This is a genomic window from Streptomyces sp. NPDC088733 (assembly GCF_044751185.1).
GTDB lineage: Bacteria > Actinomycetota > Actinomycetes > Streptomycetales > Streptomycetaceae > Actinacidiphila.
The window spans coordinates 324,826-339,546 of sequence record NZ_JBIVLH010000003.1 but is presented as its reverse complement, the minus strand read 5'-3'; the positions used below and the strand labels follow the sequence as shown (position 1 = coordinate 339,546).

At 73.4% G+C, this 14,721-nt stretch carries 16 protein-coding genes and 1 pseudogene; 9 read left to right on the top strand and 8 right to left on the bottom strand.

Annotated features, from left to right (window positions below; genetic code table 11):
- The first annotated feature begins 86 nt into the window (after positions 1–86).
- Positions 87–731, top strand: a complete 645-nt coding sequence (locus tag ACIP64_RS07645) for a DsbA family protein (protein ID WP_401582841.1) — start codon at positions 87–89, stop codon at positions 729–731.
- 27 nt (positions 732–758) lie between these two features.
- On the opposite strand, the gene ACIP64_RS07640 is transcribed toward ACIP64_RS07645, so the two are convergent.
- Both ACIP64_RS07640 and ACIP64_RS07635 read right to left on the bottom strand, forming a co-directional pair.
- Positions 759–1,460: an HAD family hydrolase gene (locus ACIP64_RS07640; protein ID WP_401582840.1), complete on the bottom strand. Its 702-nt coding sequence runs from the start codon at positions 1,458–1,460 to the stop codon at positions 759–761.
- Between the two features lie 40 nt (positions 1,461–1,500).
- Positions 1,501–2,445 (bottom strand): carbohydrate kinase, encoded by a 945-nt coding sequence (locus ACIP64_RS07635; RefSeq protein ID WP_401582838.1) that lies wholly within the window; start codon positions 2,443–2,445, stop codon positions 1,501–1,503.
- Between the two features lie 327 nt (positions 2,446–2,772).
- Between ACIP64_RS07635 and ACIP64_RS07630 the strand changes: the two genes are divergently transcribed.
- Positions 2,773–3,366 (top strand): biotin transporter BioY, encoded by a 594-nt coding sequence (locus tag ACIP64_RS07630; protein ID WP_401582836.1) that lies wholly within the window; start codon positions 2,773–2,775, stop codon positions 3,364–3,366.
- A gap of 71 nt (positions 3,367–3,437) precedes the next feature.
- Here the strand turns inward: ACIP64_RS07630 and ACIP64_RS07625 are convergent, their stop codons facing one another.
- Positions 3,438–4,133, bottom strand: coding sequence for an LPXTG cell wall anchor domain-containing protein (locus tag ACIP64_RS07625; protein ID WP_401582834.1), 696 nt, complete (start codon positions 4,131–4,133; stop codon positions 3,438–3,440).
- A 230-nt stretch (positions 4,134–4,363) separates the two neighbouring features.
- Between ACIP64_RS07625 and ACIP64_RS07620 the strand changes: the two genes are divergently transcribed.
- Entirely contained in the window at positions 4,364–6,037 is a 1,674-nt protein-coding gene (locus tag ACIP64_RS07620) for a serine/threonine-protein kinase (protein WP_401582832.1), read from the top strand.
- On the opposite strand, the gene ACIP64_RS07615 is transcribed toward ACIP64_RS07620, so the two are convergent.
- Entirely contained in the window at positions 6,001–6,375 is a 375-nt protein-coding gene (locus ACIP64_RS07615) for a hypothetical protein (RefSeq protein ID WP_401582830.1), read from the bottom strand. The genes ACIP64_RS07620 and ACIP64_RS07615 overlap by 37 nt on opposite strands.
- A 297-nt stretch (positions 6,376–6,672) precedes the next feature.
- Between ACIP64_RS07615 and ACIP64_RS07610 the strand changes: the two genes are divergently transcribed.
- Together ACIP64_RS07610 and ACIP64_RS07605 are read left to right on the top strand one after the other, a co-directional pair.
- Positions 6,673–7,158, top strand: coding sequence for a ribose-5-phosphate isomerase (locus ACIP64_RS07610; RefSeq protein ID WP_401582829.1), 486 nt, complete (start codon positions 6,673–6,675; stop codon positions 7,156–7,158).
- Between the two features lie 7 nt (positions 7,159–7,165).
- Positions 7,166–7,990: an Fpg/Nei family DNA glycosylase gene (locus ACIP64_RS07605; protein WP_401582827.1), complete on the top strand. Its 825-nt coding sequence runs from the start codon at positions 7,166–7,168 to the stop codon at positions 7,988–7,990.
- An 85-nt stretch (positions 7,991–8,075) separates the two neighbouring features.
- Here ACIP64_RS07605 and ACIP64_RS07600 read toward each other — a convergent pair whose 3' ends face one another.
- The gene (locus ACIP64_RS07600; RefSeq protein WP_401582825.1) at positions 8,076–9,305 is read right to left on the bottom strand and encodes a GNAT family N-acetyltransferase; all 1,230 of its coding nucleotides are present in this window, start codon (positions 9,303–9,305) and stop codon (positions 8,076–8,078) included.
- A 128-nt stretch (positions 9,306–9,433) separates the two neighbouring features.
- Here ACIP64_RS07600 and ACIP64_RS07595 point away from each other — a divergent pair, with 128 nt between their 5' ends.
- On the top strand, positions 9,434–10,576 hold the full coding sequence (locus tag ACIP64_RS07595) for a PP2C family protein-serine/threonine phosphatase (protein WP_401582824.1): 1,143 nt from the start codon (positions 9,434–9,436) through the stop codon (positions 10,574–10,576).
- On the opposite strand, the pseudogene ACIP64_RS07590 reads toward ACIP64_RS07595, so the two are convergent.
- Positions 10,557–11,045 (bottom strand): annotated as a pseudogene (locus ACIP64_RS07590) (hypothetical protein); the annotation flags it as partial. The gene ACIP64_RS07595 and the pseudogene ACIP64_RS07590 overlap by 20 nt on opposite strands.
- A 562-nt stretch (positions 11,046–11,607) precedes the next feature.
- Between ACIP64_RS07590 and ACIP64_RS07585 the strand changes: the two are divergent.
- Complete coding sequence (locus tag ACIP64_RS07585; protein ID WP_401582822.1) at positions 11,608–11,802, top strand: hypothetical protein; 195 nt, start codon at positions 11,608–11,610, stop codon at positions 11,800–11,802.
- A gap of 54 nt (positions 11,803–11,856) precedes the next feature.
- Here ACIP64_RS07585 and ACIP64_RS07580 read toward each other — a convergent pair whose 3' ends face one another.
- Positions 11,857–12,861 carry an asparaginase gene (locus ACIP64_RS07580; RefSeq protein WP_401582820.1) on the bottom strand — a complete coding sequence of 335 codons (1,005 nt, stop codon included), beginning with the start codon at positions 12,859–12,861 and terminating at the stop codon, positions 11,857–11,859.
- 116 nt (positions 12,862–12,977) lie between these two features.
- Between ACIP64_RS07580 and ACIP64_RS07575 the strand changes: the two genes are divergently transcribed.
- On the top strand, positions 12,978–13,430 hold the full coding sequence (locus ACIP64_RS07575; protein ID WP_401582819.1) for an Lrp/AsnC family transcriptional regulator: 453 nt from the start codon (positions 12,978–12,980) through the stop codon (positions 13,428–13,430).
- A gap of 13 nt (positions 13,431–13,443) precedes the next feature.
- Here ACIP64_RS07575 and ACIP64_RS07570 read toward each other — a convergent pair whose 3' ends face one another.
- A complete protein-coding gene (locus ACIP64_RS07570; RefSeq protein WP_401582817.1) occupies positions 13,444–13,884 on the bottom strand; it encodes an SseB family protein in 441 nt (146 codons plus the stop codon).
- Between the two features lie 199 nt (positions 13,885–14,083).
- On the opposite strand from ACIP64_RS07570, the gene ACIP64_RS07565 reads away from it, so the two are divergent.
- A complete protein-coding gene (locus ACIP64_RS07565; RefSeq protein WP_401582815.1) occupies positions 14,084–14,707 on the top strand; it encodes an HdeD family acid-resistance protein in 624 nt (207 codons plus the stop codon).
- Positions 14,708–14,721: the final 14 nt, after the last annotated feature.

The window sequence follows — 14,721 nt, the reverse complement described above, 5'->3', positions numbered from 1 at the left end:
GGCCACCGCACGGGAATGGCGATGCGGCCGGGGGTGTTCCCTGTTCCGCACCACGTGTCGATGTGTCATGCCCCGAGGAGACAACCGTGACCGAGACCACAGACGCCACCACCCCGACCCCGGTGGACTTCTGGTTCGACCCCGCCTGCCCCTGGGCGTGGATGACCTCCCGCTGGATGCTGGAGGTGGAGAAGGTGCGCCCCGTCGAGGTGCGCTGGCACGTGATGAGCCTGGCGGTGCTCAACGACGGCCGCGACCTGCCCGAGCAGTACCGCGAGTTCCTCACCACTGCCTGGGGCCCCGTCCGTGTGTGCATCGCCGCCGAGCAGAAGTACGGCAGCAAGGTGCTCGGCCCCCTGTACACCGCCCTGGGCACCCGTATCCACAACCAGGGCCTGGGCCACAAGGACCGCGACGTGATCGTCGCCGCCCTGGAGGAGGCGGGCCTGCCCGCCGACCTGGCCGACTTCGCCGACAGTGACGCCTACGACACCGAGCTGCGCGCCTCCCACCAGGAGGGCATCTCCAAGGTCGGCCAGGACGTCGGCACCCCGGTCATCGCGGTCCCCGGCGCCGACGGCGAGCAGATCGCCTTCTTCGGCCCCGTCGTGACCCCCGCCCCCAAGGGCGAGGCCGCGGCCCGCCTCTGGGACGGCACGCTGCTCGTCGCGTCGACCCCCGGCTTCTACGAGATCAAGCGGACCCGCGACCAGGGCCCGATCTTCGACTGATCCCCCCTCCGGGGCACCTGGGGCCGCTCAGAAGTGGCGGAGCAGTTCGGGGAAGGCCGTCAGCCGCAGCACGCGCCCGTCGGCCGGGTCGATCTCGGACTGCTCCAGCACCCAGGTGTGGGCGTTGGGGATGTGGACGGCGTTCATCCCCGCCTCACGGGCGGGGATGATGTCGGACTTGGGGGAGTTCCCGATCATCCACGTGGCCTCCGGCACGAAGCCGTAGTGCGCGATCAGCCCCCGGTAGGTCTCCACGTCCTTCTCCGGGACGATGTGCACCCCGCGGAACCGGCCGGCCAGCCCCGACGCCTCGACCTTGCGGGACTGCTCCTCCGTGTCGCCCTTGGTGAGCAGCAGCAGGTCGTGGCGGCCGCCCAGCGCGTCGAGGGTGTCCGCGACCCCGGGCATCAGCTCCACACGGTGCTCGGTGAAGGCCAGCGCCAGCTCGTCGATGCGGCGGGCCTCCTCCGCCGTCCTCGGCCGCTCCCGAAGCTGCTCCAGGCACTCGCCGAGGCTGCGCAGGAACACCTTGCTGCCGTACCCGTGGACGAGCGCGTTCGCCGCCTCGATCTCGTCGAGCAGCGCCCTGATCCGGCCCCGGTCCAGCACCGGGTGGTCGACCCAGTCGAGGAAGTCCTCTATCACCCGTTCGAAGACGACGTTGTTCTCCCAGAGCGTGTCGTCCGCGTCGAAGATCAGTACCTGCCCGGTCGGCCTCGCGTCACCCATGGCGGGAGCCTAACCAGCGCACGGGCTCCGGGGCCCGCGATTATCCGGCGGGGCAGGCGGCGTCGAGCTCGGCCCGCGTCGGGGGATCGGCGCCCACCCGGGTGCAGTTGATCGCGGCCGCGGTGACACAGCGGGTCAGTACCCCGGACAACCGCTCCGGGGCGGTGGGCACGCCCGACGCGGCGACCGCGTCCAGCAGCGCGGCCTGGAAGGCGTCGCCCGCCCCGATGGTGTCGACCACCGCCACCGGCGGCGCCGCCACCCGCACGACCGCGTCCCGGGTGACCGCCGCAGCGCCCCCGGCGCCCAGGGTGACGACGGCCAGCCGCGGCCCCTCGGCCAGCAGGACCCGGGCCGCCTCGGTGGGATCGAGGCGCGGGAAGAGCCAGGCCAGGTCGGCGTCGCTGGCCTTGACCACATCGGTGACCCCGGCCAGCCGGAGGCACGCCTTGCGGTAGGCGAGCCGGTCCGGCTGCACCGCGGGCCGCACGTTGAGATCGGCGACCACGGTGCGCCCGGGGAGCGCGTGCAGGTCCCGGCACAGCTCCAGCACCCGGCCCGCCCCCGGCTCGATGACGGTGGCCAGCGAGCCGGTGTGCAGCACCGCGGTGTCCGGCGGCACGGCCAGGTCCTCGGGGTCCCAGGAGGCCAGGAAGTCGTACGAGGCGGAGCCCTCCCGGTCCAGGTACGCCATCGCCAGCGTCGTCCGCCCGGCCGGGCCCGGCGCCCGGACGACGTCGATCCCGGTCGCCGCCAGATGGTCCCGGACCAGCTCGCCGGGCGGGTCCTCGCCCCAGGTCGTGACCAGGGTGGTGGGCCGGCCGAGCCGCCGCAGGCCGACCGCCACGTTGGCCGGGCTGCCGCCGGGCAGCGGGGTGACCCCGCGCTCCCCGGAGCGCCACAGCAGGTCGACGAGGACCTCGCCGACCACGGTGACCCGGGACGGGGCGGACGGAGACGCGGGGGACGGCGACGGAGCACTCATCGGGTCGGGTACGCCTCCAGTTCGGTGCGATCGGGCGGCATCCGGAGCGGGGCGCCGTCGCAGAAGGATAAGAGCGGGACGCCGCGGCCGCCCCCGCGGGGCCGGGCGCGGCGCCGTTGCGGCGCGATTCCCCCGGCGCCACCGATTGGAGAGATCCCACAGCGGCCGTTTCGCCTTCCCGTGACGAAGCTCACGTGTCGTGTGGTTCCTTGTAGGGATGCCACCACCACGGCGATCAGGGCTTTGTGCTCGGCCGACGATGATCGGGGCGAGGGAGCCGGGTTAACGTCGCGGTGACCGAACAGACCCTCACTCCGCGGAGTACCGATGGCCACCGCAGTTCCCGCCGCTTCCGCCGTACGCACCCACCCGGTCCTCGCCGACCTGATCCCCGCGTCGCGGCTGCGGGACGCCACCCTCGTGCTGGGCGGCGCCGTACTGACCGGCCTGGCCGCGCAGTTGTCGGTGCCGGTGCCCGGCTCGCCGGTGCCGGTGACGGGGCAGACCTTCGCGGCGCTGCTGGTCGGCACCGCGCTCGGCGCCCGCCGCGGCCTGCTCGCGCTCGCCCTGTACGCGGTGGCCGGCGTCGCCGGGATGCCGTGGTTCGCCGACGGTTCGTCGGGCGCGGGCGCGCCCAGCTTCGGCTACATCCTCGGCATGGCGCTCGCCGCCGCCGTCGTGGGCGGGCTGGCCCGCCGCGGCGCGGACCGCAACGTGTGGCGCACGGCCGGCACGATGGTGCTCGGCAGCGCCGTCGTCTACGCCGTCGGTGTCCCCTACCTCGCGCTGGCCGCGCACCTCTCGCTGAGCCAGGCCGTCTCCCTGGGCCTCACGCCCTACCTGATCGGTGACGCCGTCAAGGCGGCCTTGGCCATGGGCGCGCTGCCCGCGGCCTGGAAGCTCGTCGGCCGCCGCGGCTGACCGTACGACCCGTACGCAACGACCGAGGGGGCGGCCGCCGGCCGCCCCCTCCGTCGTGCCGGCGCGGCCGGTCAGTGCCGGGCCGACCGCGGGCGCCGGGTCAGCCACAGGCCGGCGCCGCCCGCGGCCAGCAGCAGGCTGCCGCCCAGGGCGAGGACGGCTGTGCGGTCGGGGGCGCCGGTACTGGGCAGGGTGCCCGAGGCACTCGGGCTCGGACGGACGGACGCGTCGGGGCCGAAGGGCACGTTGTCGGTGCCCAGCAGCAGCGGGGTGTCGGGTGCGTTGGGCGTCGGCTTGCTGGTGCCGAAGGGAACGGGCCCCTGCTGCCACAGCAGCACGCCGTCCCGGTCCATGACGGGCAGGCAGATCCTGCCCTTGCCCTTCAGGTCGTAGGTCGCGGACACCGGGTAGCTCCGGCGCTTCCCGGCGGCCAGAGTGCCGACGTCGCAGCTGAACCCGCTGTTGGAGCCCTTGGGCAGCTTGCCCTCGGGGATCGGGTCGCAGCCCTTGACCCCGGTGATCCTCATCGCGTCGAAACCGACGACCAGCAGCGTGAGTCGAGGGGACTCCTTCTTCCCCTTGTTGAGGACCGTCGCGGTGATCGAGGTCTTCCCCGTCGTGTTGTCGACGGAGATCCGGGACGGCAGTTCGGTGGCCACCTTCACCCCCGCGGGGACCTTCGGCCCCGGGGTGCCTCCCTGGCCGCTGCCGGGTACGGGCTCGGCCCCGAACGCGGGCCCGGCGAACGCCAGCCCCAGCACGGCCACCGCCGCGGCCGTCCGCCGAACGTGAATTCGCCGATCGAAAAGGCGCATTGCGCTTCCCCCTTCTTGCCTCCGCATCAGCGGTATCTGTGAAGAGGTACCACAAGATTCGGGGCATCTATGCTGTGATGGTGGCAAGTTCATACTTCTGTCCCGGACCCGTCGTGAATGATGCGATACCGGACAGGAATTGAGGGGCAGGGGGAATTCCTCCCGCAGTGGGGAGTCCGGGCATGGTGGGAAACACGGGCGGCGACGTGCGCGGCCGGCTGGTCGTGGGCCGCTACCGGCTGGCGGAGACGATCGGCCAGGGCGGGATGGGCCGGGTGTGGCGGGCCGTCGACGAGGTGCTGGACCGCCAGGTCGCGGTCAAGGAGATGCGGCTGGACGACATGGCGGCCGAGGACGCGCGCGTCCGCCGCGAGCGCACCCTGCGCGAGGCGCGCGCCACGGCCCGCATCGACCACCCCAACGTGGTGCGCGTCTACGACGTGGTCCAGGAGGCCGACCGGCTCTGGATCGTGATGGAACTGGTCGACTGCCGCTCCCTGGAGCAGGTGCTCGTGCAGGACGGCCCGGTCGACCGCGCCGAGGCGGTGCGGATTGCGACCGGTCTGGCACGGGCGCTGCGCGAGGTCCACGCGGTCGGCGTGCTGCACCGGGACATCAAGCCGGGCAACGTCCTGATCGACACCCGCGGGCGGGTGGTCCTCACCGACTTCGGGATCGCCGCGATCCAGGACTCCGCCGCGCTCACCATGGCCGGGATGCTCATCGGCTCCCCGGACTACATGGCCCCGGAGCGCATCGAGGGCCGGCAGCAGGGGCCGCCGTCGGACCTGTGGTCGCTGGGTGCCACCTTGTGCGCCGCGCTGGCCGGGCAGTCGCCCTTCGCCCGCCCCACCACCCTGGCCACCCTGCACGCCGTGCTGTACGAGGAGCCCCAACTGCCCCCGGAGGCGGGCCCGCTGCGCGAGACGCTGGCGGCGCTGCTGCGCAAGGACCCGGAGGAGCGGCCGACCCTCGACCTGCTCGACGAGGCGCTGGCCGCCCTCGCCGGCCCCGTGGGCGGGCCCACCGTCGTGACCCGGCAGGCCCCGCCGCCCGCCGAGGAGGGGTACGTCCCCACGCTCGCGGTGGGCGGGGCGCCGCCGCCCGCACCGGAGCCGGAGGACGCGGTCCCGCCCGGCTGGGAGGCGTACGCGGCCGCGAAGAGCGAGCAGCCGGCGCCCGAGCCTGCGCCCGAGCTCGCGCCTCCACCGGAACCGGCCGTCCCGGCCGGGACGCCCGAACCGCCCCCCGCCCGCGCCCGGTTCCGCCGCGCCGCCCTGCTCGCCGGTGCGGGCCTGACCGCCGCTGCCGTCGCCGCGACCGTGGTCGTGCTCACCGCCTCCCGCACCGGCCACCGCGAGGGCCCCGTCGTCGCCGGCACCAGCCGCCCCCCGGCGAGCGCCACGGCGCCGCCCGCCACCTCACCCGCCACCGCGTCGGTCTCCGGCCGCAACGAGACCGGCTTCGCCTGGCAGCCCCCGCACGGCTGGACCCGAACGGCCAAGAGCCCGTCCAACGTCCACTACCACGCCCCGGACGGACGGCAGGAGATCGCCGCCTCGTACGCACTCGCACGCGGCGGCGATCTCCTCCAGCAGTGGCAGGACTTCGAGGCGAACTCCCACGACGTCCCCGGCTACCGGAAGATCCGGCTGGAGCGGACGACGTTCCGCGGCCGCCCGGCCGTCGTGTGGGACTACTCCTTCTCGCAGGCCGGCTCCCCCTGGAAGGCGCGGCAGCTCGGGTTCACCGAGGCGGGCAAGTCGTACCAGGTCAACATCTGGTACGACGCGGCCGTCGAGCCCGCCGCGCTGTCGGTCTACGAGGAGGTGACCGCGTCCTTCCGGCCGCTCTGAACCCGCCGGCGGACCACCGCGACGCCGATCACCCCCAGGGCCAGCAGGACCGAGACGACCACCTGGTCGCGGCCCCCGCAGCCGCACCCGCCCCGGCGCATGCGCAGCCGTAAGAAGCAGATCACCAGCCGGACGAACAGCGCGATCGCGCCGGAGGCGTTGCGCACGAAGAGGAAGACGCTGTCCGGGTACGTGTGGTCGCAGAAGACGGCGGCGAAGCCGAAGACCACCGAACCCAGGATCGCCGCACGCGGCACACCGTGGGTGCTGGTCCGGGCGAACGCCTTGGGCGCGTCGCCGCGCCGGCCGAGCGAGAACGCCGTGCGGGAGGCCGACACCGCACACGGCCATCACTCCCTCACCTGTTTTCTCCCGGGAGACCCGGGCCGTCGAGCCGGGGAGGAATGGGTGCTCAGGCCGGAGCCGCGGAGCGGCGGAGTCGGCTGCGCATCGCCCACGTGATGCTGGTCCGGGCTGGTCCCAACCCGGCTGGTGCCGATCGTGCAAGAGCCGGCGGACTGCTGGTCCCCAGCCCACGTGAGCCAGAAATCCCCGCCCGTTGGGGCGGCGGGGAGGACGTCAATCGGAGCACCCGGGGCGGCACCCTCGGGGGTGGCCGTGCCACACTCGACGCTATGCGCGTGTACCTCGGCTCCGACCATGCCGGCTTTGAACTGAAGAACCACCTCGTCGAGTGGCTCAAGGCCAACGGCCACGAGCCCGTCGACTGCGGACCGCACGTCTACGACGCCCAGGACGACTACCCGCCGTTCTGCCTGCGTGCCGCCGAGGGCGCGGCCGCCGACCCCGACAGCCGTGGCATCGTCATCGGCGGCTCCGGCAACGGCGAGGCCATCGCGGCCAACAAGGTCAAGGGCGTGCGCGCCGTGCTCGCCTGGAGCGAGGAGACCGCGACCCTGGGCCGCGAGCACAACGACGCCAACGTCATCAGCGTCGGTGCCCGCATGCACTCCCGCGAGGACGCCACCCGCTTCATCGAGGTCTTCCTGGGCACGCCGTACTCGGGCGAGGAGCGCCACTCCCGCCGGATCGCCATGCTCACCGCCTACGAGGCCACCGGCGAACTGCCGCCCGTCCCGGCCGACCCCCGGGAGAGCTGATCCGGGCATGCCCGAGGGGCATACGATCCACCGCCTCGCCGCGGACCACGAGGAGCGCTTCGGCGGCCACGCGGTCCGCGCGAGCAGTCCGCAGGGCAAGTTCTCGGACGGCGCCGCACTGCTGGACGGCCAGGTGCTGCTGGGCGCCGAGGCCCACGGAAAGCACCTGTTCCTGGGCTTCGGGCCGCTCGGCTGGGTCCACGTCCACCTGGGCCTGTACGGCAAGTGCGCCTTCGGCGCCGGGCCGGGCGGCGCGCCCGTCGGCCAGGTGCGGCTGCGGCTGGCCACCCGCGACCACCACATGGACCTGCGCGGCCCCACCGCCTGCGAGCTGATCACGGACGGGGAGAAGCAGGCGATCCACGACCGCCTCGGCCCCGACCCCCTGCGCCCCGCGGACACCGGCGACCGCGCCTGGTCCCGTGTCGCGCGCAGCCGTACCAGCGTCGCCGCGCTGCTCATGGACCAGAAGGTCGTCGCCGGCGTCGGCAACGTCTACCGCGCCGAGGTCCTCTTCCGGCACGGCATCGACCCGTACACGGCGGGCCGCGACCTCGGCCGCGAGCGGTGGAGCGCGGTCTGGGACGACCTGGTGGCCCTCATGCGCGAGGGCGTGCGCAACAACCGGATCGACACCGTCCGGCCCGAGCACACGCCGGAGGCCATGGGACGGCCGCCGCGCGTCGACGACCACGGCGGCGAGGTCTACGTCTACCGCCGCGCGGCCATGCCCTGCCTCGTCTGCGGCACCGAGGTCCGCACCGCCGCCCTCGCGGCGCGGAACCTCTTCTGGTGCCCGGGCTGCCAGCCGGCCGCGGGCGGCCGCGGCTAGGACCGCCCTGGGCGCCGTGCCGTCGGACGCCTTCCCCCAGCGGCGGCCGGGGGAGGGCATGCGACGACACGGCCCGGAACCGCCCCTAGAAGCCGTGCGGCAGCCACGGCGCGATGTCGCCGGCAAAGGCGACCGACGTCTCCTTCACCGCCCCGCCGCGCAGTTCCCGTACCCGGCCGGCCCGCTCCAGCGCGGTGAGCGAGGTGCCGCCCAGGTACGCCGCGCCCAGCTCCCGCGCCGACAGCGCGAGGTCCGCGGGGTCGGTGGTGCGCTCGCACGAGGCGCCCTTGGTGTCGCCGCAGAGCCGCCACCGGCCCTCGTTCCAGGGGCAGAAGGGGTCGGTGACCTCCAGCACGACGTCCACCGGCGCGGTGTACGTACGGGCCGCGAGTGCGGCGCCCACCTCGACCGGGCGCAGCAGCATGCCCTCCTTGAAGCGCACGCCGCAGCGGCGCACGTCCTCCACCATGTGCAGGACCGCGTCGTCGGCCGGGCGGTTGCGGGAGGTGATCCGGCAGGTCAGGTCGATGCCGAACAGGTAGCGCCACAGGGCGCCGCGGGCGGCCGGGTCCAGGGCCTCCAGGTCGCGCAGCACGACCGTGCCGTCCGGGCCGTGCGCGTTCCAGGAGCTCTTGACCGCGTAGCGCACATAGCCGACGACCTCGCCGTCGCGCTCGGCGAGCACGCACTGGAGGTTCGACGCCCCGTCGCGGTACGCCTCCGGGTCGAGCACCCCCTTGCGCTCCCATCCGGGGCGCCGCTCCAGCATGCCCGGGCGGCCCGGGACCAGTCGCGCGTAGACCGCCTCGCACGCCGGGACCGACGCCTCGGGGTCCGCGAAGCGCAGTGTCACGTCGTCGGCGCCGTTCGGCACCGTCAGGCCGGCGCGCACGGTGTCGATGTCCACGATCATCTGGTCGGTGGCCACCGCGTAGCCGAAGCGGCCGTAAATCGCCGGTTCCGAGGCGGTCAGCACGGCCAGCGGTTCACCGAGCCCGCGCACCTCGTCCAGCTGCCGCCGCATCATCGCGGTCAGTACCCCGCGGCGCCGGTGCGTCGCGGCCACGCTCACCATCGTCACGCCGGCCGCGGGCACCACCACCCCGCCCGGCACTGTCAGCCGGAAGGAGAAGGCCCCCGCCGTGCCGACGATCTCGTCGCCGTCCCAGGCGGCCAGCGACCGCCCGGTCTCCGTCACGGAGCGGTCGAAGTCCCGCTCCTCCGCCGGCATCGCCGCGCTGCCGAAGGCCCGCTCCAGCGTGCCGAACCACGTGTCCCACTGCCCGGGTTCGAGTACCCGCAAGTCCACCGTCATGTTTCCTGACTACCAGCGGCCTCCCGTACCGGCGAGCGATTTTCGCCGCGGGTTGCGACGGGACGGCGAACCGCCGGGGGGACCTGCGCTGCGGAGAACGGGTGACAGTGGATAGGGTCGCCGGGAACATGGCACAACGCCCGGTAGGAGACGGCTTGAGGGCCAGGTGGGGGAGGACCGCCCACCAGGCCCGCGTCGGCCTGCGCAAATCCGCGGTCGACTACTTCCGCGGGGACGCCGCCGACTGGCTCGCGCTGGTCGTCCTGCTGCTCTGCGTCCCCGTGATCGCCTGGGGCACGGTGCTCGCCCCGCAGTGGTGCCCGCCCACCACGCTGGTGCTCCCCGTCCTCCTCGGCGGGCTGCTGCTGCGGCCGTCGAGCCTGCTGCTGCTGTACGGCAGCTCGGCGGTGGCGCTGGTCGTGGAGTCGGCGGTGCTGGGCCCGTACCGGGACGGCGTGGGCCGGGTCACCCCGGGCACCGTGCTGGTCGTGGCGGCGGTCGCGCTCGCCGGGCTGGTCGTGGCCCAGTTCCGCGCCCGGGTCGGTGTGCCCTGGATGCGCGGCGGCACCATGCTCTTCGACCTGCGCGAGCGCATCCGGGTGCAGAGCAGGATTCCGCGGCTGCCGGACGGCTGGCACGCGGAGATGGCGCTGCGCCCGGCCGGCGGCCAGTCGTTCTCCGGCGACTTCGTGGTGGCCACCCGCACCACCGGGGGGCGGATCCTGGAGGCCGTCCTCACCGACGTCTCCGGCAAGGGCATGGACGCGGGCTCACGGGCCCTGCTGCTGTCCGGCGCCTTCGGCGGGCTGCTGGGCTCGCTCCCGCCGCACGCCTTCCTCACGGCCGCCAACGGCTATCTGCTGCGGCAGAACTGGGACGAGGGCTTCGCCACCTCCGTCCACCTGGTGCTGGACCTGGAGACCGGGGACTACGAACTGCTCTCCGCGGGGCACCTGCCCGGCATGCAGCTGAGCGCCGGCACCGGCCGCTGGGAGGAGAAGGCCGCCGAGGGCCCGCTGCTGGGCGTGTACGACGGTGCCGAGTTCCACGGCGTGAAGGGCACGCTGCGCTCCGGCGACGTCCTGCTGCTGTTCACGGACGGCCTGGTGGAGGCCGCCGGACGCGACATCGCCGAGGGCATCGACCGGCTCATCGGCGAGGCCGACCGCTATGTCGCGCACGGCTTCCGCGGTTCGGCCTGGCAGTTGATCGAGGCGGTCGCCAAGGACGTCAACGACGACCGCGCCCTGCTCATCGTGTGCCGGGACTGACCGTCTCGGTACGGCGGAACGCCCAGGCCATCCGCGGCTGCACCGCGAAGCGGAACAGCCTCTGCACCGGCGGCGTGCACAGCGCACTGACCACGGCGGCCGCGATCAGGGTGCACGCCACCCTGCCCGGCGCGGTGTGCACCCACGGGGGGTCGAACCAGCCCAGGGACAGGGCGGTCTTCACCGCGAAGCCGTGCAGCAGGTAGCCGTACAGCGTCCCGGCTCCCAGGGCGGTGAACCAGGTGCGGCGGCGCGGCACCCATGCGAAGAAGCACGCGGTCAGCAGCAGGGAGAGGCAGAAGAGCCCGGCGGTCGCCACCGCGCCGAGGGCGACCAGGAACCAGGTCAGGTACCAGGGATCGAAGATGCTGATCGGCTGCGACGGGTCGTGCTCCGCCCAGCGCCTGAAGAGGCCGTACGCCGTCTCGAAGAGCACGTACGGCACGACGACACCGGTGACGAGGCGACGGGTCGCGGTCGCCGGGGGAGCGGGCACCGCCGGGCCCGGTGGTCCCGCGGGGGACCGGCGGCGGGGACGTGCCGTCGAACTCCTGCGGGGGCTGGAACATTCGAGGCACCAGGGCGAGCTGAAACCTGTCGCGTGAATTCTCTCTGGAATGCGGATGACGTCTCGGCTGCCCCGGAGTTGACCTCCCATCCCGATGTCGTATTCGTCCGTTGATGTCCTGCGTCAAAAGGGCTGAACGGGAGGGAATACCCACCTTCCGGTACCCGCGGTGACGGTGCGTGCGTCAACTGAATGTGTACGACAACGATGTGACGGACATTCATGTGCGACGGGCAGTGCAATGACCGGAATCGCCTTGCCGGAAGGACGCGGGATGCCGCCGCGCGGCGGCCGTTGGGCGGGCGGGTGCCCCGCGTCACAGGTGTGCGCCCCCGGTCTGCGGGGAAGGTGAGCCCTGCGGGGTCTCGGTGTCGGTGGCAGGTGGCACGATGGACGTCGCGGGGGCGCGGCTGCCGCTGTTCCCCCGGAACGATGAGGCGTCAGACCGAGGATGTGATCCCCAGTGGCCATCTCCCTGTCCGTGGTGCTCTTGTTGGCGATCATCATGGTCGTGCTCATCAGGGGCAAAACACTCAAAGTCGGACCGGCGATCATCGCCGCCCTGTTCGGCTTCTTCCTTGCTTCCACGGGCATGGCGCCCGCGATCACCAAGTTCCTGGACTCGCTGGCGGACACCATCAACCAGATCAACTTCTGACGGTGCGGGCCGGACGGCCCGATCCGCCCCCTGGGGAGTGGAGCTGACGCGGGCTCAGACGCCTGCGGGCGTCCGCTCCTGCGCGGTCCCGACGATGCGCCGCAGTGCCTCGGCGCGTTCCGCGGGGTCCGTCGCCGACAGCAGCGCGGCGAGCACCGCGATCCTGGCCTGTCCGGCGCGCAGTGTGCCGGCCAGTACGGCGCCGGCCGCCGCGAGGTCCACGGCGCCCCCGCCGGTGTAGATCGGCGCGACCGGCCCGGCCGCGACCCGGGTGCTCACGGCGACCAGCACGCCCGCGTCCACCGCCCGCCGCACGGCCTCGGTGAACTCGGGGGTGGCGTTGCCTGCGCCGGTGCCCACCAGCACGATGCCCTGGGCGCCGGCGGTCAGCGCGGCGTCGAAGAGCACCGGGTCGGCGTCCACGTGGTGCATCACGACGTCGACGCGCGGTGCCGGCGTCCCGGTGCCCGGGAGGGGCAGCGCGGCGGCCCGCGCGTGCGGCCCGTCCCAGGCGATCTCGCCGAACTTGACCCGCCCCAGCGGCCGTCCCGACGGGTCCGCGAAGGCCTGCACGTCCAGCGTGTGCGCCTTGACGGTGCCGCGGGCGGCGTGCACGAAACCGCCGAAGGCGATGACCACGCCGACGTCCTGGGCGGTCGCGGCGGTCAGCAGGGCGTCGTACAGATTGCCCGCGGCGTCGCCGTCGACGGCGTCCAGGGGCAGTTGGGCGCCGGTGAACACCACCGGTCGCCGGTCGTCGTGGTGGAGGTCCAGCAGGAAGGCGGACTCCTCCATGGTGTCGGTGCCGTGCGTGACCACGATGCCGTCCACGGCCGGGTCGGCCAGTACCTCGTGCACCGTGTGCAGCAGCAGCATCTGGTGGGCGGTGGTCAGCTGGGAGCTGTTCACCGTGAACAGGTCGCGGACGGTCACGTCGACGCCCTCGGGGACCGCTCCCGCCGCCAGCACCTCGCGGCCGGCGGCCTCGGCCGCGTAACCGACCCCCTGCCACCGGCTGGCGATCGTGCCGCCGGTGCCGATCACGACGATGTGCTTCACGTGTCCCTCGCTCGCGTGCGCGCCCAGTCAACCGCCGCAAGGATATGCGCAAGGTTCCGGCACGCGATTGCGAATCAGCCCGCGTAGATCGCGCAGGCGTGGTAGAAATCGCCGACATGGATGCCATCGACAGAAGTATCTTGCGCGAGCTCCAGGCGGACGGCCGGCTCACCAACCAGGAACTCGCCGCCCGCGTCGGGCTGACCCCCTCGCCCTGTCTGCGCCGGGTGCGGCAACTGGAGGAGGACGGCGTGATCCGGAGCTACCGCGCGGTGGTCGACCCGGCCGCCGTGGGCCGCGGCTTCGAGGTCTTCGCCTCCGTGGAGGTGCGCCGGGACCGCGTGTCCGTCGAGGCGTTCGAGACCCAGGTCCGGGCCACCCCGGACATCGTGGAGGCGTACCGGCTGTACGGCGCGCCCGGCTGCCTGCTGCGCATCGCCGTGAAGGACAGCGACGCCTACGAGCGCTTCTGGACCGAGACGCTGATCTCGCTGCCGGGGGTGAGCGAGGTCAACTCACAGATGATCATGAAACGCATCAAGGGGCCGCGGGGCGTGCCCGTCGAGTAGGCGGGCCGCGCTGTCAGGCGTCCCCGGCGGCCCCGGCGAAGACGGGCAGCGCCCGCACCAGGTCAGGGGGCAGGGCCAGGCCCTCCTCCGTGGACGGGTCGACCGCAAGCCACAGCTCGTCGGCCGGCCAGTTGGCGGCGAGTTCGGCAACGGATATCCGCAGCGCGGTCGCCGGGTCCCCGCCCGCCGCCACGAGCGTCTCCTCGGCCGTGAAGACCGGGATGTACTGGGTCCCGTCCTGCTCGATCACCGGCAGCGAGACGGCCCCCTCGGGACGCGCCGGCTCGCCCTCGGCCGGCGGCACCTGCGGCAGCAGGGCCGTCCTGCCCGCCAGGTCGGCCAGCACCGCCTCGGTCTCGGCGATCTGCTGCGCGGACGGCGCGTCCTCGGGCGGGGCCGCGTGCTCGAAGCTCTCGCCGGCCCGGTGGTTCTCGTGGGGCGTCGGGGCGTTCATGAAGTCTCCTCTCGGCCCTCCGCATCCACCTCGTCGGCGGGCGGCGGGGTCCAGTGGTACTCACGGGCGCCTGCCCGGGGGCCCGCCGCATAAGCGGCCCCCTTTGAACAATGTGGACGGCTGGCGGGCGTGCCCGGGGGGACGCACGATGAATGGGCTCCCGCAGGGTCCTCGGCTCCTTCCGCGAAAGGCGGGTGTCATGACCACCAACCCTCACCAGGATGCCGCCGGGATGCCGGCGGGATTCCTCGCCGCCTTGTCCAAAAGGGGCTGGCAGGTCCTTCTCACCGCAGGCGTCGCCGCGATCGTCCTCGGCGTCTGCGTCCTGGCGTGGCCCGGCGAGACGCTGCTCGTGATCGGTGTCCTGTTCGGGATCTACCTGCTGATCAGCGGCGTGTTCCAGCTGGCCGGCGCCTTCGGCCCGCACGTGCCGGGCGGAATGCGGGTGCTGCACTTCGTCACCGGCGCCCTGAGCATCCTGCTCGGCCTGATCTGCTTCCGCGGGGCCGCGCAGTCCCTGCTGCTGCTCGCCCTGTGGATCGGCTTTGGCTGGCTGCTGCGCGGCATCATGCTGGTCGCCGCGGCGGTCTCCACCGAGGGCCTGCCGGCCCGCGGCTGGCAGATCTTCTTCGGCGCGATCACCCTTGTGGCGGGCATCGTCCTGATCGTCTCGCCCTTCGGCTCCCTCGCCGCCCTCACCCTGGTCTCCGGAGTGTGGCTGGTCGTCCTCGGCGTCGCGGAGATCGTCCACGCCTTCCACATCCGCGCGCTGGCGGCCCACCACCGGCCGGGCCTCCCGGCGGCCCACCAGCCGGCCGGCTGAGCACCGCGGCCGAA